The organism is Pseudomonas sp. FG29, assembly GCF_057809355.1.
Window position 1 is genome coordinate 62,029 of the sequence record NZ_JBMDJU010000009.1, and the last position, 24,971, is coordinate 86,999.

At 64.5% G+C, this 24,971-nt stretch carries 23 protein-coding genes; 18 read left to right on the forward strand and 5 right to left on the reverse strand.

Translation table 11 applies throughout. The features are described from left to right. The first annotated feature begins 96 nt into the window (after positions 1 to 96). A complete protein-coding gene (locus ACODS1_RS11830) occupies positions 97 to 1,095 on the forward strand; it encodes an AraC family transcriptional regulator (protein WP_489085798.1) in 999 nt (332 codons plus the stop codon). Positions 1,096 to 1,254: 159 nt separating this feature from the next. Here ACODS1_RS11830 and ACODS1_RS11835 read toward each other — a convergent pair whose 3' ends face one another. Then, entirely contained in the window at positions 1,255 to 2,610 is a 1,356-nt protein-coding gene (locus ACODS1_RS11835) for a 3-oxoacyl-ACP reductase (protein WP_489085799.1), read from the reverse strand. 182 nt (positions 2,611 to 2,792) lie between these two features. Here ACODS1_RS11835 and ACODS1_RS11840 point away from each other — a divergent pair, with 182 nt between their 5' ends. The 7 genes from ACODS1_RS11840 (at position 2,793) to ACODS1_RS11870 (ending at position 11,172) form a co-directional block, all read left to right on the forward strand. Next, the gene (locus ACODS1_RS11840) at positions 2,793 to 4,070 is read left to right on the forward strand and encodes an acetyl-CoA C-acetyltransferase (RefSeq protein WP_489085800.1); all 1,278 of its coding nucleotides are present in this window, start codon (positions 2,793 to 2,795) and stop codon (positions 4,068 to 4,070) included. Between the two features lie 391 nt (positions 4,071 to 4,461). After that, the gene (locus tag ACODS1_RS11845) at positions 4,462 to 5,901 is read left to right on the forward strand and encodes a cytochrome ubiquinol oxidase subunit I (RefSeq protein ID WP_489085801.1); all 1,440 of its coding nucleotides are present in this window, start codon (positions 4,462 to 4,464) and stop codon (positions 5,899 to 5,901) included. Between the two features lie 2 nt (positions 5,902 to 5,903). Continuing rightward, positions 5,904 to 6,911 (forward strand): cytochrome d ubiquinol oxidase subunit II, encoded by a 1,008-nt coding sequence (gene cydB, locus ACODS1_RS11850; RefSeq protein WP_489085802.1) that lies wholly within the window; start codon positions 5,904 to 5,906, stop codon positions 6,909 to 6,911. 10 nt (positions 6,912 to 6,921) lie between these two features. Then, positions 6,922 to 7,068 (forward strand): DUF2474 domain-containing protein, encoded by a 147-nt coding sequence (locus ACODS1_RS11855; RefSeq protein ID WP_489085803.1) that lies wholly within the window; start codon positions 6,922 to 6,924, stop codon positions 7,066 to 7,068. 108 nt (positions 7,069 to 7,176) lie between these two features. After that, the gene (locus tag ACODS1_RS11860) at positions 7,177 to 7,680 is read left to right on the forward strand and encodes an RNA polymerase sigma factor (RefSeq protein ID WP_489085804.1); all 504 of its coding nucleotides are present in this window, start codon (positions 7,177 to 7,179) and stop codon (positions 7,678 to 7,680) included. Then, positions 7,677 to 8,594 (forward strand): FecR family protein, encoded by a 918-nt coding sequence (locus tag ACODS1_RS11865; protein WP_489085805.1) that lies wholly within the window; start codon positions 7,677 to 7,679, stop codon positions 8,592 to 8,594. Before ACODS1_RS11860 ends, ACODS1_RS11865 begins: the two co-directional genes overlap by 4 nt. 175 nt (positions 8,595 to 8,769) lie before the next feature. After that, the gene (locus ACODS1_RS11870) at positions 8,770 to 11,172 is read left to right on the forward strand and encodes a TonB-dependent siderophore receptor (RefSeq protein ID WP_489085806.1); all 2,403 of its coding nucleotides are present in this window, start codon (positions 8,770 to 8,772) and stop codon (positions 11,170 to 11,172) included. A gap of 39 nt (positions 11,173 to 11,211) precedes the next feature. Here the strand turns inward: ACODS1_RS11870 and ACODS1_RS11875 are convergent, their stop codons facing one another. Continuing rightward, complete coding sequence (locus ACODS1_RS11875) at positions 11,212 to 12,153, reverse strand: LysR family transcriptional regulator (RefSeq protein WP_489085807.1); 942 nt, start codon at positions 12,151 to 12,153, stop codon at positions 11,212 to 11,214. A gap of 258 nt (positions 12,154 to 12,411) precedes the next feature. Between ACODS1_RS11875 and ACODS1_RS11880 the strand changes: the two genes are divergently transcribed. The 10 genes from ACODS1_RS11880 (at position 12,412) to ACODS1_RS11925 (ending at position 23,202) form a co-directional block, all read left to right on the forward strand. Then, positions 12,412 to 13,710, forward strand: a complete 1,299-nt coding sequence (locus tag ACODS1_RS11880; protein ID WP_489085808.1) for an MFS transporter — start codon at positions 12,412 to 12,414, stop codon at positions 13,708 to 13,710. 21 nt (positions 13,711 to 13,731) lie between these two features. Then, positions 13,732 to 14,916 carry an L-rhamnonate dehydratase gene (gene rhmD, locus ACODS1_RS11885; protein ID WP_489085809.1) on the forward strand — a complete coding sequence of 395 codons (1,185 nt, stop codon included), beginning with the start codon at positions 13,732 to 13,734 and terminating at the stop codon, positions 14,914 to 14,916. A gap of 32 nt (positions 14,917 to 14,948) precedes the next feature. Next, positions 14,949 to 15,827: an amidohydrolase family protein gene (locus tag ACODS1_RS11890; RefSeq protein WP_489085810.1), complete on the forward strand. Its 879-nt coding sequence runs from the start codon at positions 14,949 to 14,951 to the stop codon at positions 15,825 to 15,827. Between the two features lie 17 nt (positions 15,828 to 15,844). Continuing rightward, the gene (gene rhaM / locus ACODS1_RS11895) at positions 15,845 to 16,168 is read left to right on the forward strand and encodes an L-rhamnose mutarotase (RefSeq protein ID WP_489085811.1); all 324 of its coding nucleotides are present in this window, start codon (positions 15,845 to 15,847) and stop codon (positions 16,166 to 16,168) included. A gap of 45 nt (positions 16,169 to 16,213) precedes the next feature. Beyond that, positions 16,214 to 17,275 (forward strand): L-rhamnose/proton symporter RhaT, encoded by a 1,062-nt coding sequence (gene rhaT, locus ACODS1_RS11900; protein WP_489085812.1) that lies wholly within the window; start codon positions 16,214 to 16,216, stop codon positions 17,273 to 17,275. Between the two features lie 16 nt (positions 17,276 to 17,291). Beyond that, positions 17,292 to 18,062, forward strand: a complete 771-nt coding sequence (gene lra1, locus ACODS1_RS11905; protein ID WP_489085813.1) for an L-rhamnose 1-dehydrogenase Lra1 — start codon at positions 17,292 to 17,294, stop codon at positions 18,060 to 18,062. 9 nt (positions 18,063 to 18,071) lie between these two features. Then, complete coding sequence (locus tag ACODS1_RS11910; RefSeq protein ID WP_489085814.1) at positions 18,072 to 18,872, forward strand: HpcH/HpaI aldolase family protein; 801 nt, start codon at positions 18,072 to 18,074, stop codon at positions 18,870 to 18,872. A gap of 42 nt (positions 18,873 to 18,914) precedes the next feature. Further along, complete coding sequence (aldA, locus tag ACODS1_RS11915; RefSeq protein ID WP_489085815.1) at positions 18,915 to 20,345, forward strand: aldehyde dehydrogenase; 1,431 nt, start codon at positions 18,915 to 18,917, stop codon at positions 20,343 to 20,345. 95 nt (positions 20,346 to 20,440) lie between these two features. After that, positions 20,441 to 21,883 (forward strand): TldD/PmbA family protein, encoded by a 1,443-nt coding sequence (locus tag ACODS1_RS11920; RefSeq protein ID WP_489085816.1) that lies wholly within the window; start codon positions 20,441 to 20,443, stop codon positions 21,881 to 21,883. Further along, a complete protein-coding gene (locus ACODS1_RS11925) occupies positions 21,883 to 23,202 on the forward strand; it encodes a TldD/PmbA family protein (RefSeq protein WP_489085817.1) in 1,320 nt (439 codons plus the stop codon). Before ACODS1_RS11920 ends, ACODS1_RS11925 begins: the two co-directional genes overlap by 1 nt. A gap of 3 nt (positions 23,203 to 23,205) precedes the next feature. Here ACODS1_RS11925 and ACODS1_RS11930 read toward each other — a convergent pair whose 3' ends face one another. The 3 genes from ACODS1_RS11930 to ACODS1_RS11940 form a co-directional block, all read right to left on the reverse strand. Continuing rightward, positions 23,206 to 23,502, reverse strand: coding sequence for a type II toxin-antitoxin system RelE/ParE family toxin (locus ACODS1_RS11930; RefSeq protein ID WP_322979652.1), 297 nt, complete (start codon positions 23,500 to 23,502; stop codon positions 23,206 to 23,208). After that, positions 23,490 to 23,747 carry a type II toxin-antitoxin system Phd/YefM family antitoxin gene (locus ACODS1_RS11935; protein WP_322979651.1) on the reverse strand — a complete coding sequence of 86 codons (258 nt, stop codon included), beginning with the start codon at positions 23,745 to 23,747 and terminating at the stop codon, positions 23,490 to 23,492. Before ACODS1_RS11935 ends, ACODS1_RS11930 begins: the two co-directional genes overlap by 13 nt. Positions 23,748 to 23,815: 68 nt before the next feature. Next, positions 23,816 to 24,940, reverse strand: a complete 1,125-nt coding sequence (locus ACODS1_RS11940) for a methyltransferase (RefSeq protein WP_489085818.1) — start codon at positions 24,938 to 24,940, stop codon at positions 23,816 to 23,818. Between the last annotated feature and the right edge of the window lie 31 nt (positions 24,941 to 24,971).

Below are 24,971 nucleotides of genomic sequence, written 5' to 3' on the forward strand. Positions count from 1 at the left end.
CTGTTGAGCGCCTTTGCAGCCTGTATCGCCAGCGTAGGTAGTTCACCGGCAGCCTGCTAAGATGGCGCCGCTCACGAATAACAACAGCCGATAAACATGCGTGATCTGACCGACGATGTGGCGCTGATGCGCCCGGTAATCGATGCCCTGCGCGCCAGCGGAACCGACCCAGACCGTGTGCTGGTGCGTGTCGGCTTGCCGCCAGGTGGGTTGCCGGCTGGCCGTTTTCCGCATGCCGCCCAGACCCTGTTCTGGAAGGCTGCCAGCGAGGAATGCGGCGAGGAGCACGTCGGGCTGTTCCTGGCGCAGCACCTGCCGCCCTTCCATGGCCTGCTCCTGGAATACCTGTTCCTCTCCAGCGAAACCTTCGGCACTGGTTTGCGCCATGCCCTGCGCTACGTGCGCCTGCTCTCCGATACCCTCAGTGCTCGCCTCGACGTGGACGGCGAGCTGGCCGTGCTGACGCTGAGCGTGGAGCCCGAGACGCCACGCCACTTCCCCGAGATGCTGGCCGGTGCTGTGATCCGCCTGTTCGCCGCATTGACCGAGAACGACTTCCGCCCGCACGAAGTACGCTTCATGCATGCCGAGGGGGCGCCGGTCGAGCGTTACCAGGCGGTCTATGGCTGCCCGGTGCGACTGGGCGCCGAGTCGTGCGCGCTGGTCTTCGACGCTGCCGTGCTGGATAAGGCGTCGCGCCATGCCGCCCCGGAACTGCTGCGTATGCACGAGTCACTGGCGCGGCGGCAACTGGCGGAGGTGGAGCGCCTGGATCTGGTGCGCCAGGTGCGTGAGCTGATCGCCGAGCTGCTGGTCGATGGCGGCGCCACTCTGGAACAGGTGGCATCGCGTTTGAACATGCCAGCCCGGCGCCTGCGCGAGCGCCTGGCCATGGCCGGCGTACGCTTCAATGACCTGATCACCGACTACCGCTGCCGCCTGGCCAAGGAATTGCTGCTCAAGACCGACGAGCGCATCGAGGTCATCGTCGAGCGCACCGGCTTCTCCGAGCCGAGCACCTTCTACCGCGCGTTCAAGCGCTGGGTCGGCGAGACGCCCGTGGAGTTTCGCAAACGCGGCAAGGGCGAGTTATAGGAGGGGCTTTAGCCGCGACCGTCGCCGCTGAAGCGCCTTCCACAGGAGGCAATCCTGGGCGCTGTGTGCCACCTGCTCCCCGGATTGCATCCGGGCTACAGGCAGTCGTAGGGTGGGCTTTAGCCCACCAGCACCAGCACCAGCACCACCGCAACAGCCTCAAGCCCCCAACAAACTCTGCCCACACACGCGCAACACCTGTGCGGTCACCGCGCCCGAACCCGGCTGGGCGAACCAGGCCACGGCCTCGGCGACGTCCTGCGGCAGGCCGCCCTGGCTCATCGAGTTCATCCGCCGCCCGGCTTCGCGGATGCCCAGCGGGATGGCAGCGGTCATCTGGGTTTCGATAAAGCCGGGCGCCACCGCGTTGATGCTGATGCCTTTCTTCGCCAGGGCCGGCGCCCAGGCCTGGGCCAGGCCGATCACGCCGGCCTTGCTCACCGCGTAGTTGGTCTGGCCGAGGTTGCCGGCGATGCCGCTGATCGAAGCGATCAGCACCACGCGGCCATTGTCGTGCAGCTTGTCGGCGTCCAGCAGCGCCTGGGTCAGCACCTGCGGCGCCTTGAGGTTGACGTCGATCACCGAGCTCCAGAACGCGTCGCTCATCTTCGCCAGGGTCTTGTCGCGGGTGATGCCGGCGTTGTGCACGACGATGTGCAGGCCTTCGGGCAGCGCTTCGACCAGGCGCTGCGGCGCGTCCTCGGCGCAGATATCCAGGGCCACGGCGCGTCCGCCCAGGCGCGCGGCCAGCGCCTGCAGCGCGTCGGCGGCGGGCGGTACGTCGAGCAGCACCACTTCGGCGCCGTCACGCGCCAGCACTTCGGCGATGGCCGCGCCGATGCCGCGCGAGGCACCGGTGACCAGCGCCTTCTTGCCGGCCAGCGGACGCGTCCAGTCCTTCACCTGTTCGCCGCAGGCGCCGAGGCGCAGCACCTGGCCGGACACGTAGGCACTCTTCGGCGACAGGAAGAAGCGCAGCGCGCCTTCCAGTTGCTGTTCGCCGCCCTTGCCGACATAGAGCAGCTGCACGCTGCCGCCACGGCGGATCTCCTTGCCCAGCGAGCGGGTGAACCCCTCCAGCGAGCGTTGCACGCTGGCGGCAATGGGGTCTTTGATCGACTCGGGCGCACGACCCAGCACGACCACACGCGGGCACTTCGCCAGGCCCTTGAAGGTGGGCTGGAAGAAGTCGCGCAGCTCGATCAGTTGCTCGAAGCGGGTCAGGTGACTGGCGTCGAATACCAGTGCCTTGAGCTTGGGGCCGTGCTCGGCCGTCCAGCGCGGCAGATCGAGCTGTCCCTCGCGGGCGGCGAATAGCTGATCGGTCAGTTTGCTGGCGAAAGCGGGCAGGGCCTTGAGCAGATCACCCTCGCCCCCGAGCAGCAGGGCGCCGTCCACCGGGCGCATGCGGCCGGCCATCCAGCGCTCCAGGCGCACCGGCGCCGGCAGACCGAGGGCGCCGACCAGGCGGCGGCCGGTCGGCGAGTTGGCGAAGGCGAGATAACGGTCGGACATGAAAAGCTCCTGCGGGCGGATCGAAAGTCGTGTCACTGTACGCAGTCATGGTCAAAGCGCAATTGACCGCTCTGCGCGGCTGGCCGGCAAGGCGGCCAATGCAGCCTGGCCCGCTCGCGCTAGCCTTGGCAGGCCGTTTCAAAACGGCCCGTTCGCCTCATTCTCATCCGCAAGGAGTCAGCATGGCCCAGTTACGCCGGGTCGCCATCGTCGGCGGCAACCGCATTCCCTTCGCCCGCTCCAACACCGTCTACGCCACAGCGAGCAACCAGGAGATGCTGACCAGCGCCCTCGAAGGCCTGGTGGAGCGCTACAACCTGCACGGCGAGCGCCTCGGCGAGGTGGTGGCCGGTGCCGTGCTCAAGCACTCGCGGGATTTCAACCTGACCCGCGAATGCGTGCTCGGCTCGCGCCTGGCGCCGGAAACCCCGGCCTACGACCTGCAGCAGGCCTGCGGCACCGGCCTGGAGGCGGCGATCCTGGTGGCCAACAAGATCGCCCTCGGGCAGATCGACTGCGGCATTGCGGGTGGTGTCGACACCACCTCGGACGCGCCCATCGGCGTCAATGAAGGGTTGCGGCAGATTCTGCTGGAGGCCAATCGCGGCAAGAGCACCGGCGACAAGCTCAAGAGCCTGCTGAAGATTCGCCCGCGCCACCTGGCCCCTGCCATCCCGCGCAATGGCGAGCCACGCACCGGGTTGTCGATGGGCGAGCACTGCGAGCTGATGGCGCAGCGCTGGGCCATCCCGCGTGACGAGCAGGATCAACTGGCCCTGGCCAGCCACCAGAAGCTGGCAGCGGCCTATGCCGAAGGTTGGCAGGACGACCTGCTCACGCCATTCCGTGGCCTGACCCGCGACCAGAACCTGCGCCCGGATATCAGCGCCGAGAAGCTCGCCAGCCTCAAAGCCTGCTTCGAGCGCGGGCCTCGCGGCACCATGACTGCGGCCAACTCCACGCCGCTGACCGATGGCGCCTCGGTGGTGCTGCTGGCCAGCGAGGAGTGGGCCAAGGCGCGTGGCCTGCCGGTGCTGGCTTATTTCCGCGATGGCGAGGCGGCGGCGGTGGACTTCGTCCAGGGCAAGGAAGGCTTGCTGATGGCGCCGGTCTACGCCGTGCCGCGCCTGCTGGCGCGCAATGGTCTGAGCCTGCAGGACTTCGACTACTACGAGATTCACGAAGCCTTCGCCGCCCAGGTGCTGTGCACCCTAAAGGCCTGGGAAGACGCCGAGTACTGCAAGGAACGCCTGGGCCTCGACGCGCCGCTGGGTGCCATTGACCGCAGCAAGATGAACGTCAAGGGCAGCTCTCTGGCCGCCGGCCACCCCTTCGCCGCCACCGGCGGGCGCATCGTCGCCAACCTGGCCAAGCTGCTGTCGGTGGCCGGCGAGGGACGTGGGCTGATCTCCATCTGCGCCGCAGGTGGCCAGGGTGTGACCGCGATCCTCGAACGGTAATCCAATAGCGGTGATCGCAAGTCATCGCGGTTACTCGATGTAGCAACTCCGTGATTCGGGCGGCCCGCGTAGCGCGTGGCCGCCCTTTTTTTCGTGCCTGCAAGCCCTGGCTCGCTAGCGCCTAGCTGGGGCCGCCAGCCGGCGTACCTCCTGCCTCCTCGCTGCGGTGGCCTGTCGCGCGGCAAACGACCACAGCGCCAGTTGCGCGATTAGCGACTAGTCTTTCAATGCGTATTGATCCAGATCAATGCAGCATTTCGCGCTTTGTACCTCCGGCCATCGTGCCTTTTCACTCGAGAAGAACAACTACCGCTCGTGCGACTCCAATACCTGGAGTCTGTGGCTCGGCTTTGCGTGCCGGGGCTGAGATAACCCTGAATGAGGACGTGTCATGTTTGGCCTAGAGGCGCTCGAACTCGCCCGCATCCAATTTGCCTTCACCATTTCCTTTCACATCGTCTTTCCGGCCATCACCATCGGTCTGGCCAGTTACCTGGCGGTGCTCGAAGGCCTGTGGCTGAAGACCAGCAACACGGTGTACCGCGACCTCTACCATTTCTGGTCGAAGATCTTCGCGGTCAACTTCGGCATGGGCGTGGTCTCCGGCCTGGTGATGGCTTACCAGTTCGGTACCAACTGGAGCGCCTTCTCCGACTTTGCCGGGGCGGTTACCGGGCCGCTGCTGACCTACGAGGTGCTCACCGCGTTCTTCCTCGAGGCAGGCTTCCTCGGCGTCATGCTGTTCGGCTGGAACCGCGTCGGGCCGGGGCTGCACTTCTTCTCCACGGTGATGGTGGCCATCGGCACGCTGATCTCCACCTTCTGGATCCTCGCCTCCAACAGCTGGATGCACACGCCGCAAGGATTCGAAATCGTCGACGGGCGGGTGATCCCGGTGGACTGGTTCGCCGTGGTGTTCAACCCGTCGTTCCCCTATCGCTTGGCGCACATGGCCACGGCGGCGTTCCTCGCCACGGCCTTCTTCGTCGGCGCCTCGGCGGCCTGGCACCTGCTGCGTGGACGCGACAACCCGGCGATTCGCAAGATGCTCTCGATGGCGCTGTGGATGGCGCTGATCGTCGCCCCAATACAGGCCTTCATCGGCGACATGCACGGGCTCAACACGCTCAAGTATCAGCCGGCGAAGATCGCCGCGATGGAGGGCCATTGGGAGAACGTCGGTGACGAGCCGACCCCGCTGATCCTCTTCGGCTGGCCGGACATGCAGCGCGAGGAAACCCGCTTCAAGGTGGAGATTCCCGGTCTTGCCAGCCTGATCCTGACCCACAGCCTGGACAAGCAGGTGCCGGCGCTCAAGGAGTTCGCCCCCGAGGATCGGCCCAATTCCACCATCATCTTCTGGACCTTCCGCATCATGGTCGCGATGGGGCTGCTGATGATCCTCACCGGCCTGTGGGGCACCTGGCTGCGCCGTGGCGATCGGCTCTATCGCTCGCGTCCGTTCCTGCACCTGGCGTTGTGGATGGGGCCGAGCGGCATCATCGCCATTCTCGCCGGCTGGTACACCACCGAAATCGGCCGCCAGCCGTGGATCGTGCATGGCCTGATGCGCACCGCCGATGCGGCCTCGGGGCACAGCGCAACGCAGCTTGGCTTCACCCTGGTGCTGTTCGTGGTGGTGTACTTTCTGCTGTTCGGCGCCGGTATCGGCTACATGCTGCGCCTGGTGCGCAAGGGGCCGAAGCTCGACGAAGGTTCGGAAGTGTCTTCCGGTGGTCCTGGCCAGCCGCGTACGCCGGCGCGACCGCTGTCGGCGGCCGAAGAGGGCATGGACGAAGGTGAAACCGACAGCTTGCCGGAGAGGAACTGAACATGGGTATCGACCTTCCGCTGATCTGGGCGGTGATCATCGCCTTCGGTGTGATGATGTACGTGGTGATGGATGGCTTCGATCTGGGCATCGGCATCCTCTTTCCCTTCGTCCGTGACGAGGGCGAGCGCGACGTGATGATGAACACCGTCGCCCCCGTCTGGGACGGCAACGAGACCTGGCTGGTGCTGGGCGGCGCGGCGCTGTTCGGCGCCTTCCCACTGGCCTACTCGGTGGTGCTGGATGCGCTCTACCTGCCGTTGATCCTGATGCTGCTGGGGCTGATCTTCCGCGGCGTGGCCTTCGAGTTCCGCTTCAAGGCCAAGGCCGCCAAGCGCCACCTGTGGGATAAGGCTTTCATCGGCGGCTCGCTGACCGCGACCTTCTTCCAGGGCGTTGCACTGGGGGCGTACATCGATGGCTTCGAAGTGGTCAACCGGCGCTTCGCCGGCGGTGCCTTCGACTGGCTGACGCCGTTCTCGGTGTTCTGCGGCCTGGCGCTGATCGCCGCCTACGCGCTGCTCGGCTGCACCTGGCTGATCATGAAGACCGAAGGCCGCCTGCAGCAGCAGATGCATGACCTGGGCCGCCCGCTGGTGCTGGTGCTGCTGGGGGTGACCGGCATCGTCAGCCTGTGGACGCCCTTCGCCCACCCGGACATCGCCGAGCGCTGGTTCAGCCTGCCCAACCTGTTCTGGTTCATGCCGGTGCCGGTACTGGTGCTGCTGTGCACCTGGGCACTGTTGCGTGCGGTGGCGAATAATGCCCACTACGCGCCGTTCATCCTCACCCTGGTGCTGATCTTCCTCGGCTACAGCGGCCTGGGCATCAGCCTGTGGCCGAACGTGATCCCGCCGTCCATCAGCATCTGGGACGCCGCCGCGCCACCGCAGAGCCAGGGCTTCATGCTGGTGGGCGCGCTGTTCATCATCCCCTTCATCCTCATGTACACCGCCTGGAGCTACTACGTATTTCGCGGCAAGGTGACCGTGGATGATGGCTACCACTGAGGACGCGGCCATGACCGAAACCGAAGAGAAGAAGCCGCTGTGGCAGCGCCTGGGCTGGCTGGTGCTGATCTGGGCCTGTAGCGTCGCCACGCTGGGCGTGGTGTCCTGGCTGCTGCGCCTGTTCATGAGCGCGGCGGGGTTGGGGACGCCGGGCTGAGCCCGGCGATCCAGCCGACCTCCATTCGCTACAGGGTCGAATGGATTCATTTGAAAATCATTTGCGTTTGTACTATTTTCTCGTGCTTTCCGGCACCGAGAGCCGCTCGTGTCCACGCCTGTCGATCCACAGCCTCCCGAAGAGCAGTTCCGGCGTCATTCATCGGAGCTGCTGCGTTTCTTCACCCGACAGACACGTTGCAGCGAACTCGCTGCCGATCTGCGTCAGGAAACCTGGCTGCGCCTGCAAGGCCGTCCGGCGGGGGAGATCGGTAATGTACGCGCCTTTCTCTACCGCATCGCGCGTAATCTGCTCATCGATCACCACCGCCAGCAGCAGGCGCGTCCGCAATTGGCGCCGCTCGATGAGGCGCTGGAAAGCGAACTGCCTGAACCCGAACGGGCCACTGAAGACAGCCGGCGCCTGGCCCGTTTGCAGACGTTGATGCACGAGTTGCCTGAGCATCTGCGTCAGGCGCTGCTGTGGAATCGCCTGGATGGCCTCACTCAGCGTGAAATCGGCGAGCGCCTCGGTGTCTCGGAAAGCATGGCCGGACGCTATATCCTCAAGGCCCTCGAATATTGTCAGGAACGCATGGATGACCCGTCATGAATGAGCCCGATTTGCGCAGCCAGGCTCGGGAGTGGCTGGTGCTGCTGAATTCCGGACGGGCTGGTGCGGCCGAGCGGGCCGCAGCCGAGCATTGGTGTCAGAGCAGTGCCGAGCACGCCAGGGCGATGGCCGAGGTGGAGCACTTGTGGGCGCTGCTTGGCCAGGTCGAACGACCCGCTGCCGTTGTGCAGCCCCTGCCGCGTCGCAAGCGGCGCTGGCCATTACCCCTGGCGACTGCTGCCTGCCTGCTGCTTGCCCTGTGGATGGCGCCGCCGGGCTGGCATGCCGATGTGCGCACCGAGGCGGGAGAGCGGCGTGAAGTGACGCTCGAAGATGGCTCGCGGCTGCATCTCAACGGTGCCACGGCCCTGGACTGGGATGCCAATGCAAATGGGCAGCGGCGAGTGCGTCTGTACCGGGGGCAGGTGGATTTTCAGGTGGCTGCCGATGCCGAGCATCCTTTCCTGATCGATGCGGGAGATGCGCATATCCGTGTCACCGGCACTCGCTTCGACCTCAACCTGCTGGGCGAACAGGTGCTGCTGGCGGTGACCGAGGGGCATGTGCAGGTCAGCGATGCTGATGGCCACGCGCGTGCCGTGAGCGCCGGCGAGCAGATCGCCTGGCTCGACGGCCAACTGCAAGCCCCGCAGTCTTTGGATGCGGCACGCGCCCTGGCCTGGCAGCGCGGGCGCCTGGTGTTTCGCGACCGGCCACTGGCCGAGGTGTTCGAGGAGCTGCAGCGGCAACAGGCGCAACAAGTGCTGTTTCTCGATGGTCAGGCGCGCGAGTTGAAGGTGACAGGCGTGTTCGCCCTGAATGATCCGGCGGCGCTGCTGCATGCCATCGAAACGGCGTTGCCGGTCAGGCTGACACGCTTGCCTGGTGTGCTGCTGGTGTCATCGCGCAGCTGACACCGTGCTTGTGCCGCCGTTTCCCGGATGGCGTCCGGGCTACGAATGACGGCGATGTTGGGTGGGTTTCAAAAAATATTCAGGCGCAGGTTCAGGAATGCGCAACGCCTTCGTCTTCTGTTTCTGCAAATGCGACTTCTTCGCATGAATAGCCAGCAGAGCACAGGACATCCGCATGCGTTCGATTCCCTTCATCCCGACGTTGATCGCACTCTCACTCGGCCTCGTTGCCGCGCAGGTGCAGGCCGTCGAACTCGACATCCCGGCTCAGCCACTGGATGCGGCGTTAACCGATTTTGCCGAGCAGGCGGGCATCCGTCTGCTGTACGACGCCAGCCTGACTCGGGGCATGAGTGGAGGCACTGCGCTCAAGGGCGACTATTCCGTCAGCGACGGGTTGCAGCGGCTGCTGCAGGGCAGCGGGCTGACGTTCAGCATTGGCAGCGATGGCACCGTCACGCTGATCCCCGCACCCGCCAGCGGCGATGTGCTGGAGTTGGGCACCACCACTGTCAGCGGTCGGCTTGATGATCGTGCGGATCTGCCGAGCCACTATGCCGGTGATCAGGTAGCACGCGGTGCCAATATCGGTTTGTTGGGCAACCAGGACATGCAGGACGTGCCCTTCGCCTTCTCCAGCTACACCTCCGAACTGATCGAAACGCGCCAGGCGCAGACGTTGGCTGACGTGCTGGCCAGCGATCCGGGCGTGCGCCAGTCCTACGGCTTCGGCAACTTCTCACAGGTCTTCGTCGTGCGCGGCTTCCAGTTGTACAGCGACGACATCGCCTTCAACGGCCTGTACGGGATACTGCCACGGCAGATCATTGCCACCGAGTCTGTCGAGCGGGTCGAGGTGTTCAAGGGTGCCAATGCCTTCCTGAATGGCGTCGCGCCTGGCGGCAGTGGTGTCGGTGGGGCGATCAACGTGGTGTCCAAGCGTGCCGAGGACACCCCGACACGCCGCTTCACCCTCGACTATGCCAGCGACAGTCGGGTGGGTGGTCATCTCGATCTGGGGCAGCGTTTTGGCGAAGACAACCGTTTCGGTGTGCGCCTGAACCTGGCGCAACGTGAAGGGGAAACGGGCGTCGACGATGAGCATTCACGCTTCGGTCTGGCTTCCCTGGCCCTGGACTATCGCGGTGAGCGCCTACGCCTGGCCGCGGACATCGGCTACCAGAAGCAGCGTGTGAACCAGGGACGCTCGGTGGTCTACCTGACCACCACGGGGAGCACGTCCACCCTCAATGGCAAGGTGCCGGACGCGCCGGACTCCAAGCACAACTACGCCCAACCCTGGAGCTGGTCGCAACTTGAAGACACCTACGGCATGTTCAGCGCTGAGTACGACCTGTCGCCGTCGTGGACGGCCTACGTCAGCGGCGGTGGCAAGTACACGCGGGAGAACGGCGTATATGCCTCCAACTACGTGTACGGCGCCGATGGCGCGGCGCGCATCGGCCGGCTGTATTCGCCGCTCGATCAGGAAACCTTGAGCCTGGCCACGGGCCTGCGCGGCGAGCTGCAGAGCGGCTCGGTAAGCCACAGGGTCAACCTGGCGGCCAACGGCATCTGGCAGGAAAAACGCAACGCCTTCGAGTCGACCAGTGCGGCCAATCGCGAGGAGGGCAATCTGTACGACGGCTCGCCGGTTTCCGTACCCAAGGCCAGCAAGCCCTCCGGCGACCTGCATGACCCGGACACCACCGGCAAGGTGCAGAACAAGAGCCTGGCGGTCTCTGACACCCTGGGCTTCTTTGATGATCGTGTGCTGCTGACGCTCGGCCTACGCCGCCAGTCCATCGGCGCCGATGCCTGGAGTGCGGCGAGCAGAGCGCGTACGTCCAATTACCAGGAAAGCATCACCACGCCGGCCTACGGCCTGGTGTTCAGGGCCACCGATTACCTGTCGCTCTATGCCAATCGCATTGAGGCGCTGCAGCAGGGGCCGACCGCGCCCAATAGCGCTAAAAACAGCGGTACGATGTTCGCGCCTTATCGCTCCAAGCAGACCGAAGCGGGGGTGAAACTCGACTGGGGGCGTTTCGGCGGTAACCTGAGCCTGTTCCGCATCGAGCAGCCACAGGGCGTGACCGATGGTAATGGCTACTACGCAGTGGATGCCGAGCAACGCAACCGTGGTGTCGAGCTGAGCCTGTTCGGCGAGCCGTTGAGTGGCTTGCGTCTGCTCGGTGGGGCGACCTGGACGGAAGCCGAGCTGCGCGGTACCGCAGGCGGCAGCAACGATGGCAACCAGGCTGTCGGCGTGCCCGAGTTCCAGTTCAACGTCGGGGCCGACTGGGACGTGCCGAGTGTACCGGGGCTGAGCCTCAACGGCCTGCTGCTGCGTACTGGCGGGCAGTTCGTCGATAGCGCCAACGACTACAGCATCCCGGCCTGGACGCGGGTCGACCTGGGTGCGCGCTACAAGACCCGCCTGGACGAGAATGTCGTGACCTTCAATGCGCTGTTGGAGAACGTCGCCGACAAGAACTACTGGGCCTCGGCCAATGGCGGCTACCTGACGCAGGGCTCGCCGCGTACCTTCAAACTGTCGGCTACGGTCGACTTCTGAGTTCTGGTTGGCTGCTCTCGGTATATCCGCGCACGCCCCTCACAACTCGGCAGCCCGACGGCGCAGCAGTTCGATGAAGGTGCTCTGCGCCTGGGTCGGTTTTTCACCTTGGCGCCAGAGCAGGCCGAAGGGCGCCATGCGCTCTTCGAGCTCAAGCGGCAGGGCGCGGATCAGGCCCATCTTCAGGTAATCGCTCAGAGCGGTTTCCGAGAGCACCATCAGCGCATTGGTCAGTTGTACCAGTTGCTGCATGGCATATACCGAGCCGCATTCGATGATGTCGGCCGGTTGCGGCAGGGCCAGGCGTTCCAGCTCGCCATCGAAGGCGATGCGCGCCGGGCTGGAGTCTGGCTGCAATATCCATGGCCAGGCGCCGACCAGTTCCTCCAGGGTCAGACGTCGGCGTCTAAGCAGCGGGTGGCCCTTGCGCACCACCAGCAGCAGGCGTTCATTGCCCAGGGCTTCGAAGGCGTAGTGCTGGCTGTCCATGGCCGCATTGCGCCGCGCCACGGCGAGGTCGATCTTGCCCTGTTCCAGCGAGCGGATGATCTGGTCGCTGGTGTCGCCGGTGATGCGAATGCGCAGTTGCGGTTGCAGCGCCTTGATCTCGGCGATGGTGTTCATCACCAGGCGCGGCGCCGCGCCCATGATGGTGCCGATGGTCAGGTAGCCATAGCCGCCCTGCTGGCGTGCGCTGAGATCCTCGGCGCAGCGGTTCAAACCATTGAGCGCCGTCTCGGCGAACTGCAGCAACTGCCGGCCCAGCGCAGTCGGGCGCATGCCACGTGGCAGGCGCTCGAACAGCTCGCAACCGAACATCTCCTCGATCTCATGCAGCATGCGGGTGGCCGCCGGCTGCGACATGTTCAGGATCTGCGAGGCGCGGTGCAGGTTCTGGCTGGAACCCAGCGCGACCAGCATGTGCAGGTGCTTGTAGCGCAAGCGGTTGAACAGGTTGCGCGGGCTGTGGGGCGAGTGCATGGGAGGCTCCATCGATACCTTTTGATTATCGATGTTAAGCGAGATTCGATTGGTCGTGCATCGGTAGCCGCCGTTAGAGTCGACGCAACAAAAACAACAGCTCGAGGTTTCCATGCTCGCCATCCATCCGCCGTCTACCGGCAGCCATCCTCCATCCACTCGTCGCTCAGGCGCTAAATTCAGCTGAAGCCCGAGTTCTGATCCTGGCGCCAGTCGCCAGCACACGCAGTGCACAATAATTCCAAGAGGAATGCTGCCGTGAACAACGTACCTGCTGCTCTGATCGCCAAGGTTTCCTGGCGTCTGCTTCCGTTTCTGCTGTTGATGTACATCCTCGCGTTTCTCGACCGCGCCAACGTCGGTTTCGCCAAGCTGGCGTTCCAGGCCGACACCGGCATCAGCGATGCTGCCTTCGCCTTCGGGGCCGGCATCTTCTTCGTCGGTTACGCCCTGCTCGAAGTGCCGAGCAACCTGATCATGCACAAGGTCGGTGCGCGCATCTGGATGTGCCGGATCATGGTCACCTGGGGCCTGCTCTCGGCGGCGATGATGTTCGCCCACAACGAGACGACCTTCTACACCTTGCGTTTCCTGCTCGGCGTGGCCGAAGCCGGCTTCTTCCCTGGCGTCATCTACTATCTCACCCAGTGGTTCCCCTCGGCGTCGCGCGGCAAGGCCATGGGCTTCTTCTACTTCGGCGCCCCGCTGGCCTTCATCTTCGGCGCGCCGCTGTCCGGCCTGTTGCTGGAGTTCGACGGCTTCGCCGGGCTGCACGGCTGGCAATGGATGTTCCTGGTCGAGGGCCTGATGGCGGCAGTGGTTGGCGTCTGGGCCTACTGGTACCTGGACAACAGACCGGCCGATGCCCAGTGGCTGAGCGCCGAGGAGCGCCAGACGCTGCAGGCTGTGATTAGTGCCGAGGATCGTGACAAGCAGTCCCACGGGCAGAACCTGCTCGCCGTTCTGGTGCAGCCGACGGTGCTCTATCTGTGCGCCATCTACCTGCTGATTCAGGCCAGTGTGTATGGCGTGGTGTTCTACCTGCCCAGCCAGGTGGCCGGGTTGATGGGCAGCAAGGTCGGTTTCATGGTCGGCCTGGTCAGCGCCATTCCCTGGGTCTGCGCGTTGTTCGCAGCCTGGCTTATTCCCGCCTGGTCCGATCGCACCGGCCTGCGTCAACGCACCGCCTGCCTGACCCTGCTGATGTCGGCGGCCGGCATCGCTCTGTCGGTGAGCGTATCCAGCCCTCTGGTGGGCGTGCTGGCGCTGTGCTTCGCCGCCGCCGGTTTCATCGCTGTGCAGCCGATCTTCTGGACGCTGCCATCGAGCTACCTGGCCGGTGGTGCTGCCGCAGGCGGTATCGCCCTGATCAATTCCTGCGGCGCGCTTGGCGGCTTTATCGCGCCGATCCTCAAGAACTGGGCCGAAACCGCAGCGGCCTCGCCGGCAGCCGGCCTTTACCTGCTGTCCGCCACAACGGTATTGGCGGCGCTGATGGTTCTGGTTTTTCGCCTTCCCGGCGCGCAGCCGCTGCACAAGCCCGCCACCTCTCACTGAATCGAATCAAGGAGCAATGTCATGAGTGTCCCGACGATCAAACAAGTGCGTGCCTTCACCCTGCGTGGTGGTGGCGCCGATTACCACGACCAGGGCGATGGCCACTGGATCGACGACCATATCTGCACGCCCATGAGCAAGTATCCCGAGTACCGCCAGAGCCGCCGCAGCTTCGGCATCAACGTGCTCGGCACGCTGGTGGTGGAGATCGAAGACAGCGCCGGCAACGTCGGCTTTGCCGTGACCACCGGCGGTGAGCCGGCCGCCTATATCGTCGAGAAGCACCTGGCGCGCTTCATTGAAGGCGCCAAGGTCACCGACATCGAGAAGATCTGGGATCAGATGTTCAACTCGACCATGTACTACGGGCGCAAGGGGCTGGTGATCAACACCATCTCCGGTGTCGACCTGGCGCTCTGGGATCTGCTTGGCAAGGTGCGCCAGGAGCCTGTGCACCAGTTGCTCGGTGGTGCGGTGCGCGACGAACTGCAGTTCTACGCCACCGGCGCGCGCCCCGATCTGGCCAAGGAAATGGGCTTCATCGGCGGCAAGCTGCCGCTGCATCACGGCCCGGCCGAGGGCGAGGAAGGCCTGCGCAAGAACCTCGAAGAGCTGGCGACCATGCGTGAGCGGGTCGGCAAGGACTTTTGGCTGATGCTCGACTGCTGGATGAGCCTGGACCTCAACTACGCCACGCGCCTGGCCCACGGTGCAGCCGAGTTCGGCCTGAAGTGGATCGAGGAGGCGCTGCCGCCGGATGACTACTGGGGCTACCGCGACCTGCGCAAGAACGTACCGGCGGGCATGCTGGTGACCACCGGCGAGCACGAAGCCACACGCTGGGGCTTCCGCATGCTGCTGGAAATGGGCTGCTGCGACATCATCCAGCCCGATGTCGGCTGGTGTGGTGGCATCACAGAACTGCAGAAAATCTCGGCGCTGGCCGATGCGCACAACGTCATGGTCGTGCCCCACGGCTCTTCGGTGTACAGCTACCACTTCGTCGCCACGCGCACCAACAGCCCGTTCGCCGAGTTCCTGATGATGGCACCGAAGGCTGACGAGGTGGTGCCGATGTTCCACCCGCAATTGCTCGGCGAGCCTGTGCCTGAGGGCGGTCGTATGCGCCTCTCGCGTCTGGATAAACCTGGTTTCGGGGTTGACCTGAACCCTGCGTGCGCCCTGCATCGACCTTACACCCACTGAGGAGCGTAGCGCTCTGTTGAAGAAGGATTGGTATGCACAGTTACCAGGGGTTGGTTCTCGACTCGCACGTCCATCTGTTCGACCCGGTGCGCCCGCAGGGCGTGCCGTGGCCGCCTACGGACGCGCCGATCCACCGCACCACGCTGGCGTCGCATCTGTTTGCGGCGGCAGCCGATCAGGGTATCGGTTGGGCGATTGCGGTCGAGGCCAGCCCCTGGGCGGACGATAACCACTGGCTGTGCGAGGCGGTGCGGGCGCATCCGCAGATGCTCGGTTTCGTCGGTAACCTGCCGCTCGGCGAAACCGGCTGTGCGGCGTTGCTCGACGAGTACCTGGCTGAACCGCTGTTTCTCGGCACCCGCTACGGCAACCTGTGGGAGCGCGATCTGCAGCAGCAGCTGGATAACCCACGGTTTATCGCCGATCTGCAGCGTTTGGCTGCCAGTGGCCGCACGCTGGACAGTGCCAACCCGGACTATGCCCTGATCGAAGCGCTGCTGGCGTTGACTGACCGGGTGCCGGAGCTGGCGCTGATCATCGATCACCTGCCCAGTGCCGAATACGCGCCGGCTGAGGCTGAGCGTTTCTGGCGCGCACTGGGCGAGCTGGCCACGCGCCCGCAGGTGTCGATGAAGTTGTCGGCAATCGCTCAGCCATCGGCCAATGGTGCGTCCTTCGCCATTGACGACTATCGCGAGCGGCTCGACCGCTTGTGGCAACTGTTCGGTGGCGAGCGAATCCTGTTCGGCAGCGATTGGCCGAACAGTGTGCGCCTCGGCAGCTACCCACAGATTCTCCAGCTTGCCAGCGACTACTTGGCGCAGCTGCCTTATGCGGTGCAGGAGCAGGTGCTGTTCGGCAATGCCTTGCGTATCTACCCGGTTGCTGCCGAGCGCAAACCGACCCTTTAACTGATAGGAGTGCCTGAATGGCAACCCGCGTCTTTCGCATGAAGTTGTTCCCCGGCTGCGCCGAGCTATACCGGCAACGCCACGATGAACTCTGGCCTGAACTGCGCACGGCATTACTCGATGCGGGTGTGGAGGACTACCACATCTACTTGGACGAAACCGATCACGCGCTGTTCGCCGTTATGCATCACTCCGAGCCGCATCGTCTGGAGGAGCTGCCGCAACTGCCGGTGATGCAGCGTTGGTGGGCCTACATGGCCGACATCATGCACAGCAACCCTGACCACTCACCGGTATGCACCGATCTGCAGACCGTTTTCTCTTTGCGCGCAGGCACCTGATTCACCCCGCAACGCACCCATGACAATGACAATAAGGGACTTCACGTGGAAATCATCGCTCTGGGAGTGCTCCTGCACTTCATCGGCAGTGCTGCCTCTGGCAGCTTTTACATCCCCTATAAAGGGGTACGCGGATGGGCCTGGGAAAGCTACTGGATAGTCGGCGGCCTGGTCTCCTGGCTGGTGGCGCCGCTGCTGGCCTGCCTGCTGACCATTCCCGGCTTCCTGGCAATCCTTACCGGAGCCGATCCGGTTACCCTGCTGTGGACTTATGTGTTCGGCGTGCTGTGGGGCATTGGCGGCCTGACCTTCGGCCTGACCATGCGCTATCTGGGCCTGTCGCTAGGCATGTCGATCATCATGGCGCTGACCTCGGCGCTGGGGGCGCTGGCACCGCCGATCTATCGCGATCTGTTCACCGACGCCCAGCACGGCACGCTGACGGCCATGCTGCAGAGCGCCGGTGGCTATTGGGTGCTGGCTGGGGTGGCGATCTCGCTATTCGGCATCGCTTTCTGCGGGCGCGCCGGGCTGCGCAAGGAGGGCGAAATCACCACGCAGGACAAGCAACAGAGCGTGGCGGAGTTCTCCATTGCCAAGGGGGCGATTGCCGCACTGGTTTCCGGCGTCCTCAGCGCCTGCTTCAGCTACGGCATTTCCGCAGGCAGGCCGCTCGCCGAGGCGGCGGTCGCGGCGGGCAGCAACCCGCTGTTCCAGAACAATCTGACCTTCATGGTCATCATGTGGGGCGGTCTGACCACCAATGCGCTGTGGTGCCTGTGGCTGAACTGGCGTAACGGCACCTGGGGCGACTACCGCAACCGCAGCACACCGTTGCTGCGCAATTACCTGCTCTGCGCGACGGCCGGCAGCTTGTGGTTCCTGCAGTTCTTCTTCTACGGCATGGGCGAGAGCCGGCTGGGCAACGATGCCAGCTCCTGGGTTCTGCACATGTCCTTCATCATCGTCGTATCCAATGCCTGGGGGCTTTACCTGGGTGAATGGAAGGGCACCAGCGCTCGTACCCAGCGCCTGTTGTTGGGCGGCATCGCGGTAATCCTCGGCGCGATAACCCTGGTTGGCTACGGCAATTATCTTGGTACTTGAATAGGAGGGCAGTCTCATGCTGCTGGAAAACAAGACAGTTATCGTCACTGGCGCATCGCGCGGTATTGGTCGCGCCATCGCCCGTGAGTGCGCCCGACAGGGCGGCCGGGTCGTCATCGGCCATAGCGGCAGTAGCACCGGCAGCGACGCTGCCGCCAGCCTGCTGGATGAAATCCGCAGTGACGGCGGCCAGGCCATCGAGGTGGGCAGCGATGCAGCGGATCCGGATACCGGCGAGCGCTTGGTTATCGCCGCCGTAAACGCGTTCGGCAGTGTCGACGTATTCATTAACAACGCTGGCATCTGCCCTTTTCACAGCTTCCTCGATATGCCCCGCGAGCTGTATCAGAAAACCGTCGATACCAACCTCAACGGTGCCTACTTCGCCGTGCAGGCGGCTGCCAACCAGATGAAGAAGCAAGGCCGCGGTGGCTCGATCATAGCCGTCAGTTCGATCAGTGCACTGGTCGGTGGCGCCATGCAGACCCATTACACGCCGACCAAGGCCGGCCTGCTGTCGCTGATGCAGTCCTGCGCGGTGGCCCTTGGCCCCTACGGCATTCGCTGCAACGCGTTGCTGCCCGGCACCATTGCGACCGATATCAATGCCGATGACCTGGCCGATCTGGATAAGCGTCGCTACATGGAGCAGCGCACCGCGCTCGGGCGCCTCGGCGCGCCAGAAGACCTGGCAGGACCGGCGGTCTTCCTGGCCTCGGACATGGCCCGCTATGTCACCGGCGCCTCGCTGCTGGTCGACGGCGGGCTATTCGTCAATCTGCAATAAGGAGGTCTCATGCAACTGCCGAAAAACCCCTTCAAGGCCGGCCTGCGTAGCGGCCAGACCCAATATGGTATCTGGGCCGGCTTCGCCAGCGGCTATGCCGCCGAGATAGTTGCCAGCTTCGATTACGACTGGATGCTCATAGATGGCGAGCACGCGCCCAATACGCTACCGGCGCTGCAAGCGCAGCTTCAGGCGGTAGCGCCTTATCGCTGTGCGCCCATCGTGCGCGCCGTCAATGATGACCAGACGCTGATCAAGCAACTGCTCGACATCGGCGTGCAGACGCTGATGATCCCAATGGTGGAAAGCGCCGAGCAAGCGCGCGCCCTGGTGCGCGCCACACGTTACCCGCCCCATGGCATTCGCGGTGTCGGCGGTGGGCTGACCCGGGCCACGCGCTGGGATGGCGTCAGCGACTACCTGAAAACGGCGCACGAACAGCTATGCCTGATCGTGCAGGTTGAATCCCGCGCCGGCGTGGAGAACGCCGAAGCCATCGCGGCGGTCGAGGGCATTGATGCGGTATTTGTCGGCCCGGCGGATCTGTCGACCAGTCTTGGCCATGCCGGCGATGCCAGCCAACCCGAGGTGCAGGCCTGTATTCGCCGCGCAATCGACGCCACCCTGGCCGCCGGCAAGGTTTCCGGCATTCTCGCGCCCCGCGAGGAGGACGCCCGACGTTATCGCGACTGGGGCTGCAGCTTCATCGCCGTAGGCATTGACATCAGCCTGATGCGACAGGCCGCGCTGGCCAACCTGGCGAAATACAAAGATCTCGGCAGCCCGGTCAGCACATCGCGAACCTATTGAGTTCCGTAGTTCACCTAACACTCATTCAGACAGGAAATCGTAATGTCCGTCACCTTCTACCAGAACTACATCAACGGCCGCTTCACTGCCAGTAGCGAACACATCGACGTCTTCAATCCGGCGAACGGCGAGTTGCTGGCCAAGATCCCAGCCTCCAGCAGCGAAGACCTCGACCAGGCCTTCGCCGCCGCTCGCGCCGCGCAGAAAACCTGGGCGCGCAAACCGGCCATCGAGCGCGCCGGCTACCTGCGCCAGATCGCCCAACTGATCCGTGCCAACGCGCCGACGCTGGCGCGCACCATCACCCTGGAGCAGGGCAAGATCAACGCCCTGGCCGAGGTGGAAGCGAATTTCACTGCTGACTACCTCGACTATATGGCCGAGTGGGCACGCCGCATCGAAGGCGAGGTGATCAGCAGCGACCGCGTCAACGAGCAGATCTTCCTGCTGCGCAAGCCGCTGGGCGTGGTCGCCGGCATCCTGCCGTGGAACTTCCCGTTCTTCCTCATCGCCCGCAAGATGGCGCCGGCGTTGATCACCGGCAACACCATCGTGATCAAACCCAGCGAGGAAACGCCGAACAACTGCTTCGAGTTCGCCAAGCTGGTGGCGCAAACCGACCTGCCGCCTGGCGTGTTCAACGTGGTCAGCGGTGATGGCCGCGTCGGCGCTGGTATGACCGCCAATGGCCAGGCCGACATGATCAGCTTCACCGGCAGCGTGGAAACCGGCCAGCGCATCATGGCCGCCGCCGCCCCGCACCTGACCAAGCTCAACCTGGAGCTGGGTGGCAAGGCGCCGGCCATCGTGCTGGCCGATGCCGACCTCGACCTGGCGGTACGCGCCATCCGCGACTCGCGGATCATCAACACCGGTCAGGTGTGCAACTGCGCCGAGCGCGTCTACGTCGAACGTGGCGTGGCCGATCAATTCATCGAGCGCATCGCCAAGGCCATGGCTGCCACCCGCTACGGCGACCCGATTGCCCAGCCGGACGTGGAGATGGGCCCGCTGATCAACCGCGAAGGCCTGGACAAGGTCGCGGCCAAGGTACGCCAGGCCCAGGCGCAGGGCGCTACGGTGGTGACCGGCGGCGCCGTGGCCGATCTCGGCCAGGGCTTCCACTACCAACCCACGGTGCTGGCGGGCTGCCGCGCCGACATGGCGATCATGCGCGAGGAAATCTTTGGCCCGGTGCTGCCGATCCAGGTCGTCGACGACCTCGACGAGGCCATCGCCCTGGCCAACGACTGCGAGTACGGCCTGACCTCGTCGCTCTACACCCGCGACCTGAGTAAGGCGATGCACGCCATGCGCGAAATCGACTTCGGCGAAACCTATATCAACCGCGAAAACTTCGAGGCGATGCAGGGCTTCCACGCCGGGGTGCGCAAGTCGGGCATCGGCGGTGCTGATGGCAAGCACGGCCTGTACGAGTACACCCATACCCAGGTGGTCTACCTGCAGGGCTGACCGCCCCAGCCAGGACTCAGGCGGCCATCGTCTGGGTTCTGGCTTGTCCCCCGGCGTTATACTGGCCGCCTCCACCGTCATTTTCGGGAGGCTCCATGTTCGCTCTCAGCGATACGCTCGAGCGCCGCTTCGCCGCGCTGCAATCCACCGCAGACTTCTGGTCGCTGCGCCATGTGCATGAGACCAGGGCGTCCTACTCGGTACGGCGGCATGTGGCGCAGGCGCCGTCCTTCGTCGATGATTCCGGCGCCATGCTCACCGTGCGTATCGGCGGTGTCGAAGCCTATGCGGCTACCAGCGACCTCAGTCAGGCCGGCTTGCAAGCAGCATTGGAGCGCGCGGAGCAGTTGGCTCGCGCGCTGGCCGGGCATAACCTGTTGAACCTCGGTGACCTACCGCTGCCTGCCGAACAGGCCGATGATGTGATGCCTGGCTACCAGCAGCCGCAGGCCAGTGCCGCGCACTGGTTCGAGCTGCTGATGGCCGAGTCGGCGCTGATTCCCCGCGATACGCGCCTGGTGGACAGCCATCTCGGGCTGACTTTCACCGATCACGAGCAGATCTACCTCAACAGTGCCGGTGCCTGCCTGCGCCGCGCCCAGCGTTATGTGTTCCCGCAGATCGGCGTCACCGCCAGCGATGAGCGCGATAGCCAGAGCCGCAGCTTCGGTGGCACGCACCTGGCGCGCCAGGGCGGTGCCGAGGTGTTGTCGCAACTGGGTGTGATCGGCAGCGCCGCGCGTATCGCCGACGAGGCGCTGCAACTGTTGCTGGCGCCCAACACGCCGAGCGGTTCGCGTGACCTGCTGCTGATGCCGGATCAGATGATCCTGCAGATCCACGAGTCCATCGGCCATCCGCTGGAGTTGGATCGCATCCTCGGCGACGAGCGCAACTTCGCTGGCACCAGTTTCATTCGCCAGGAGGATTTCGGGCATTACCAGTACGGCTCGCCGCTGCTCAACGTCAGCTTCGATCCCGGCGTGCCGGGCGAGCTGTCCAGCTACCGCCATGACGACGATGGCGCACCGGCCGAGCGCCGTTTGCTGATTGAGGATGGCATCCTTCAGCGCCCGCTCGGCGGTGCGCTGTCGCAGTGGCGCAGCGGGCTGCCGGGTGTGGCCAACAGCCGCGCGTGCAGTTGGAATCGACCGCCCATCGACCGCATGGCCAATCTCAATCTGGAACCCGGTGACCAGACCCTGGTCGAGCTGATCGGCGGCATCGAGCGCGGCATCCTGATGAGCAACAACCGTTCCTGGTCGATCGACGATGCGCGCAACAAATTCCAGTTTGGCTGCGAGTGGGGCCAGTTGATCGAAAACGGCGAACTCAAGGGCGTAGTGAAGAACCCCAACTACCGCGGCATCAGCTCGCGCTTCTGGCGCAACCTCAAGGCGGTCGGCGATGCCAGCACCTTCGAGGTGATGGGCACGCCCTATTGCGGCAAGGGCGAACCCAATCAGGTGATCCGTGTCGGGCATGCCTCACCGGCCTGTGTGTTTGCCGATATCGACGTTTTCGGAGGGGCGGCCTGATGGATGCTCGTCAGCATTTCAATGCATTGCTTGCGCATCTGCAGGCGCAAGTCGTGGGCGAGGAGGGCTTTACCCTGGCCTACGGCGCCGAGGTCTCCAGCTTTATCCGCTTCAACCAGGGGCAGGTGCGTCAGGCCGGGCAGGTGCAGCAGGTGTACGTCACCTTGTCGCTATACCAAGGCCTGCGCCATGCCGAAAGCAAGCTGGCGCTCAGTGGGGTCTTCGATGAAGACGCGCCCCTGCTACGGCAGGCGCTGCAGCGCCTGCGTGGTGTGCTGCCAACCCTGAGCGACGACCCGTATCTGCGCCTGAATCGTCAGGCCTGGCGCAGCGAGTCGGTGGGCGAAGCGGTTGCGCTGGACGGCGCGGCCATCGCGCAGCAGGTGGTTGCGGCAGCGCAGGGCCTGGATCTGGTCGGTTTTCTCTCCGTCGGCCCGCAGTACCAGGGCTTCGCCAGTTCCTGGGGCGCGTTCGGCTGGTATGCCGCCAGCAGCTTCAACCTCGAATTCAGCCTGTTCCATGGCAATGGCCAGGCGGTGAAAAGTGCCTATGCTGGCGAGCACTGGGATGCCCAGTCGTTCATCCGCAAACTCGATGACGCGCGGCAGCAGTTAGTGTTTCTCGGCCTCCCGGCCAAGGTTTTGCAGCCAGGTGCCTACCGTGCCTATCTGGCGCCGGCTGCGCTGGAGGAGCTGGTCAGCCTGTGCTGCTGGGGCTTCGGCGCACAGGCGCTGGCCTCGGTCGGTAGCCCCTTGCAGCGGCTGTTCGGCGGCAAGGCCGAACTCAACACCCAGGTGACCGTGGACGAGCGCATCGAGGGCGGTCTGGCTCCGGCCTTCACGCCTGAAGGGCCACGCCAGCCGCTGCGCCTGATCGACCGGGGTCGCCCCGGCGAGCGCCTGGTCAGCTCGCGCAGCGCCGCCGAGTACGGCCTGACCGCCAACGGTGCCGGACGCGGCGAATACCCGTTGTCACTGCACATGCACGGCGGCGATCTGGATGAGCACGAGGTGCTGCAGCGCCTCGGCACCGGGCTGTATATCGGCAACCTGTGGTACGGCAACTTCTCCGACCTGCCGGCCGGGCGCCTGACAGGCATGACCCGCTTCGCCACCTTCTGGGTCGAGGACGGACAGATTCAGGCACCGGTCAGCACCATGCGCTTCGATGATTCGCTGTTCGACTTCCTCGGCCCGCAACTGGAGGCTCTGACCCGCGAGCCTGAGCTGTTGCTGCCTGGCGGTACCTATGGCGCCCGACAGACAGGGTCTATGGCGCTGCCGGGGGCGTTGCTATCGCGCTTTACCCTGACCCTGTGAGGTTCATCCGAGCATGTGAGCGCGCAGCATGCGCTCCTCTCGCATGATGTGGATGATGAAGACCTTTTCATCGCTATACCGATAGAAGATTCGGCATGGAGGCACGACGATCTCGCGATAGACGGAGCTGGGAAGCTCCTCCGGCACCCGACCTGAGAGGGGGAACTGCTCCAGCCGTGCAACGACGTCCACCACTTTGCCGACCAGCGCTCTGGCGGCATCCGGTTTGTCGAGGGCGATGTACTCGGCGAGGTCGTTGAGTTGCTCCAGCGCGACGCTTGTCCAGACTATTTCAGCCACTTGGCCAGCCGCTCCTTGGCTTGCTCGTGGCTGAACGTGTTGCCCTCGACGACGGCCCGTTCACCGCTTGCCAGTGCATCCAGAAGGGCGAGGCGCTTCTGCATGAACTGGTAGTCATCGACATCCACCAGATAAGCCGAAGGCATTCCATGCTCGGTGATCAGTACGGGTTCTTTGGACTCGTGAAGGTCGGCCAGAATCTTGGTGGCCTGTCGCTTTAAGTTCGTGACCAACTCGACTTTCATGGACGGTGACCGCTGCGAAGATGAAAGTGCCACTTTAGTGATACTTTTCGGCCGTGACAATCAACGAGTCACTTTCTCGCCTTGAGCACCACGAACTTCGGGGTGGCCGCTACCTGCTCGACGCCTCGGAACAGCCGCGCCAGCTTGGCGTGATAGCCCAGGTGGCGGTTGCCGACTATCCACAGTTCGCCGCCGGTGACCAATGCCGCGCGGGCCTGCTGGAACATGCGCCAGGCGAGAAAATCACCGACCACCTGCTGCTGATGGAACGGCGGGTTGCACAGCACCAGATCCAGCGAGTCGGCCGGCTGCTCGGCCAGGCCGTCGCCTGCGCGGATCGTCACCGCTCGCTCACCGAGCGCCGCCTGCCAGTTTTCCTGAGCCGACTGCACCGCCATGTAGGACTCGTCCACCAGGGTCAGTTGCGCCTGCGGGCTGCCCAGGGCATAGGCGATGCCGAGCACGCCGTTGCCGCAGCCCAGATCGGCGACGCGGCGTGCGCCGAGGTGGCGTGGCAGGTGTGGCAGGAAAGCGCGGGTGCCGATATCCAGGCCGTCGCGGCAGAACACGTTGGCGTGGTTGATCAGTTCCAGCGCAGGTTTGTCCAGACGATAACGGCTCGGGTAGGGCGAGCGTGGAGCGGCTTTAGCCTCAGGCGTGGCGCTGAGCAGACGGGCCTTCTTCACCGCCAGCGAGGCCTGCACCGGGCCGATGTATTGCTCCAGCAGATCGCCCGCCGCGCGCGGCAGGTGCTTGATCATCGCCCCGGCAATCACGCGAGCGCCCGGCGCCAATTGGCTGTGCAGACGGATCAGTTGCTCTTCCAGCAGCGCCAGGGTCTTGGGCACGCGAATCAGCACCCAGTCGAACGGCCCTTGCGGCGTTTCGCTGCTCGGCAAAAAAGTGACTGTGTCGCTACTCAGGCCATTGCTGGCGAGGTTTTTCTGCAAGGCGAGAAAGCCCAGATGCGAATCGCTGCTGCTGGTCACCTGGCAGTGCCCGGCCAGCGAGCAGGCGAGGGCGCCGAAGCTGTCGTTGAGCAGCAGCACGCGGCTGCCGGCCTCGATGCCTTGCTCGTGCAGATGACCCAGCAGGTATTCGTCGGCGGCGTCGAAGGCCTGCAGTGGCTCGTTGGCCTGGTGCGGTTGGCGTTGCAGTTCGAGGCTGGCGAAGGGGGTGTCGAGAGTAGGCATGCAAACCTTCGGTGTTTGTCGGCGGTCGATT

What these genes read in the sequence shown, in the direction of transcription:
- ACODS1_RS11835 (WP_489085799.1), bottom strand. Translation starts at nt 2,610, where the DNA reads ATGTCCGACCGTTATCTCGCCTTCGCCAACTCGCCGACCGGCCGCCGC.
- rhaM (WP_489085811.1), top strand. Translation starts at nt 15,845, where the DNA reads ATGGCAACCCGCGTCTTTCGCATGAAGTTGTTCCCCGGCTGCGCCGAG.
- ACODS1_RS11875 (WP_489085807.1), bottom strand. Translation starts at nt 12,153, where the DNA reads ATGCACTCGCCCCACAGCCCGCGCAACCTGTTCAACCGCTTGCGCTAC.
- ACODS1_RS11940 (WP_489085818.1), bottom strand. Translation starts at nt 24,940, where the DNA reads ATGCCTACTCTCGACACCCCCTTCGCCAGCCTCGAACTGCAACGCCAA.
- ACODS1_RS11830 (WP_489085798.1), top strand. Translation starts at nt 97, where the DNA reads ATGCGTGATCTGACCGACGATGTGGCGCTGATGCGCCCGGTAATCGAT.
- ACODS1_RS11910 (WP_489085814.1), top strand. Translation starts at nt 18,072, where the DNA reads ATGCAACTGCCGAAAAACCCCTTCAAGGCCGGCCTGCGTAGCGGCCAG.
- aldA (WP_489085815.1), top strand. Translation starts at nt 18,915, where the DNA reads ATGTCCGTCACCTTCTACCAGAACTACATCAACGGCCGCTTCACTGCC.
- cydB (WP_489085802.1), top strand. Translation starts at nt 5,904, where the DNA reads ATGGGTATCGACCTTCCGCTGATCTGGGCGGTGATCATCGCCTTCGGT.
- ACODS1_RS11925 (WP_489085817.1), top strand. Translation starts at nt 21,883, where the DNA reads ATGGATGCTCGTCAGCATTTCAATGCATTGCTTGCGCATCTGCAGGCG.
- rhmD (WP_489085809.1), top strand. Translation starts at nt 13,732, where the DNA reads ATGAGTGTCCCGACGATCAAACAAGTGCGTGCCTTCACCCTGCGTGGT.
- ACODS1_RS11935 (WP_322979651.1), bottom strand. Translation starts at nt 23,747, where the DNA reads ATGAAAGTCGAGTTGGTCACGAACTTAAAGCGACAGGCCACCAAGATT.
- ACODS1_RS11855 (WP_489085803.1), top strand. Translation starts at nt 6,922, where the DNA reads ATGACCGAAACCGAAGAGAAGAAGCCGCTGTGGCAGCGCCTGGGCTGG.
- ACODS1_RS11870 (WP_489085806.1), top strand. Translation starts at nt 8,770, where the DNA reads ATGCGTTCGATTCCCTTCATCCCGACGTTGATCGCACTCTCACTCGGC.
- ACODS1_RS11845 (WP_489085801.1), top strand. Translation starts at nt 4,462, where the DNA reads ATGTTTGGCCTAGAGGCGCTCGAACTCGCCCGCATCCAATTTGCCTTC.
- ACODS1_RS11890 (WP_489085810.1), top strand. Translation starts at nt 14,949, where the DNA reads ATGCACAGTTACCAGGGGTTGGTTCTCGACTCGCACGTCCATCTGTTC.
- lra1 (WP_489085813.1), top strand. Translation starts at nt 17,292, where the DNA reads ATGCTGCTGGAAAACAAGACAGTTATCGTCACTGGCGCATCGCGCGGT.
- ACODS1_RS11840 (WP_489085800.1), top strand. Translation starts at nt 2,793, where the DNA reads ATGGCCCAGTTACGCCGGGTCGCCATCGTCGGCGGCAACCGCATTCCC.
- ACODS1_RS11920 (WP_489085816.1), top strand. Translation starts at nt 20,441, where the DNA reads ATGTTCGCTCTCAGCGATACGCTCGAGCGCCGCTTCGCCGCGCTGCAA.
- ACODS1_RS11865 (WP_489085805.1), top strand. Translation starts at nt 7,677, where the DNA reads ATGAATGAGCCCGATTTGCGCAGCCAGGCTCGGGAGTGGCTGGTGCTG.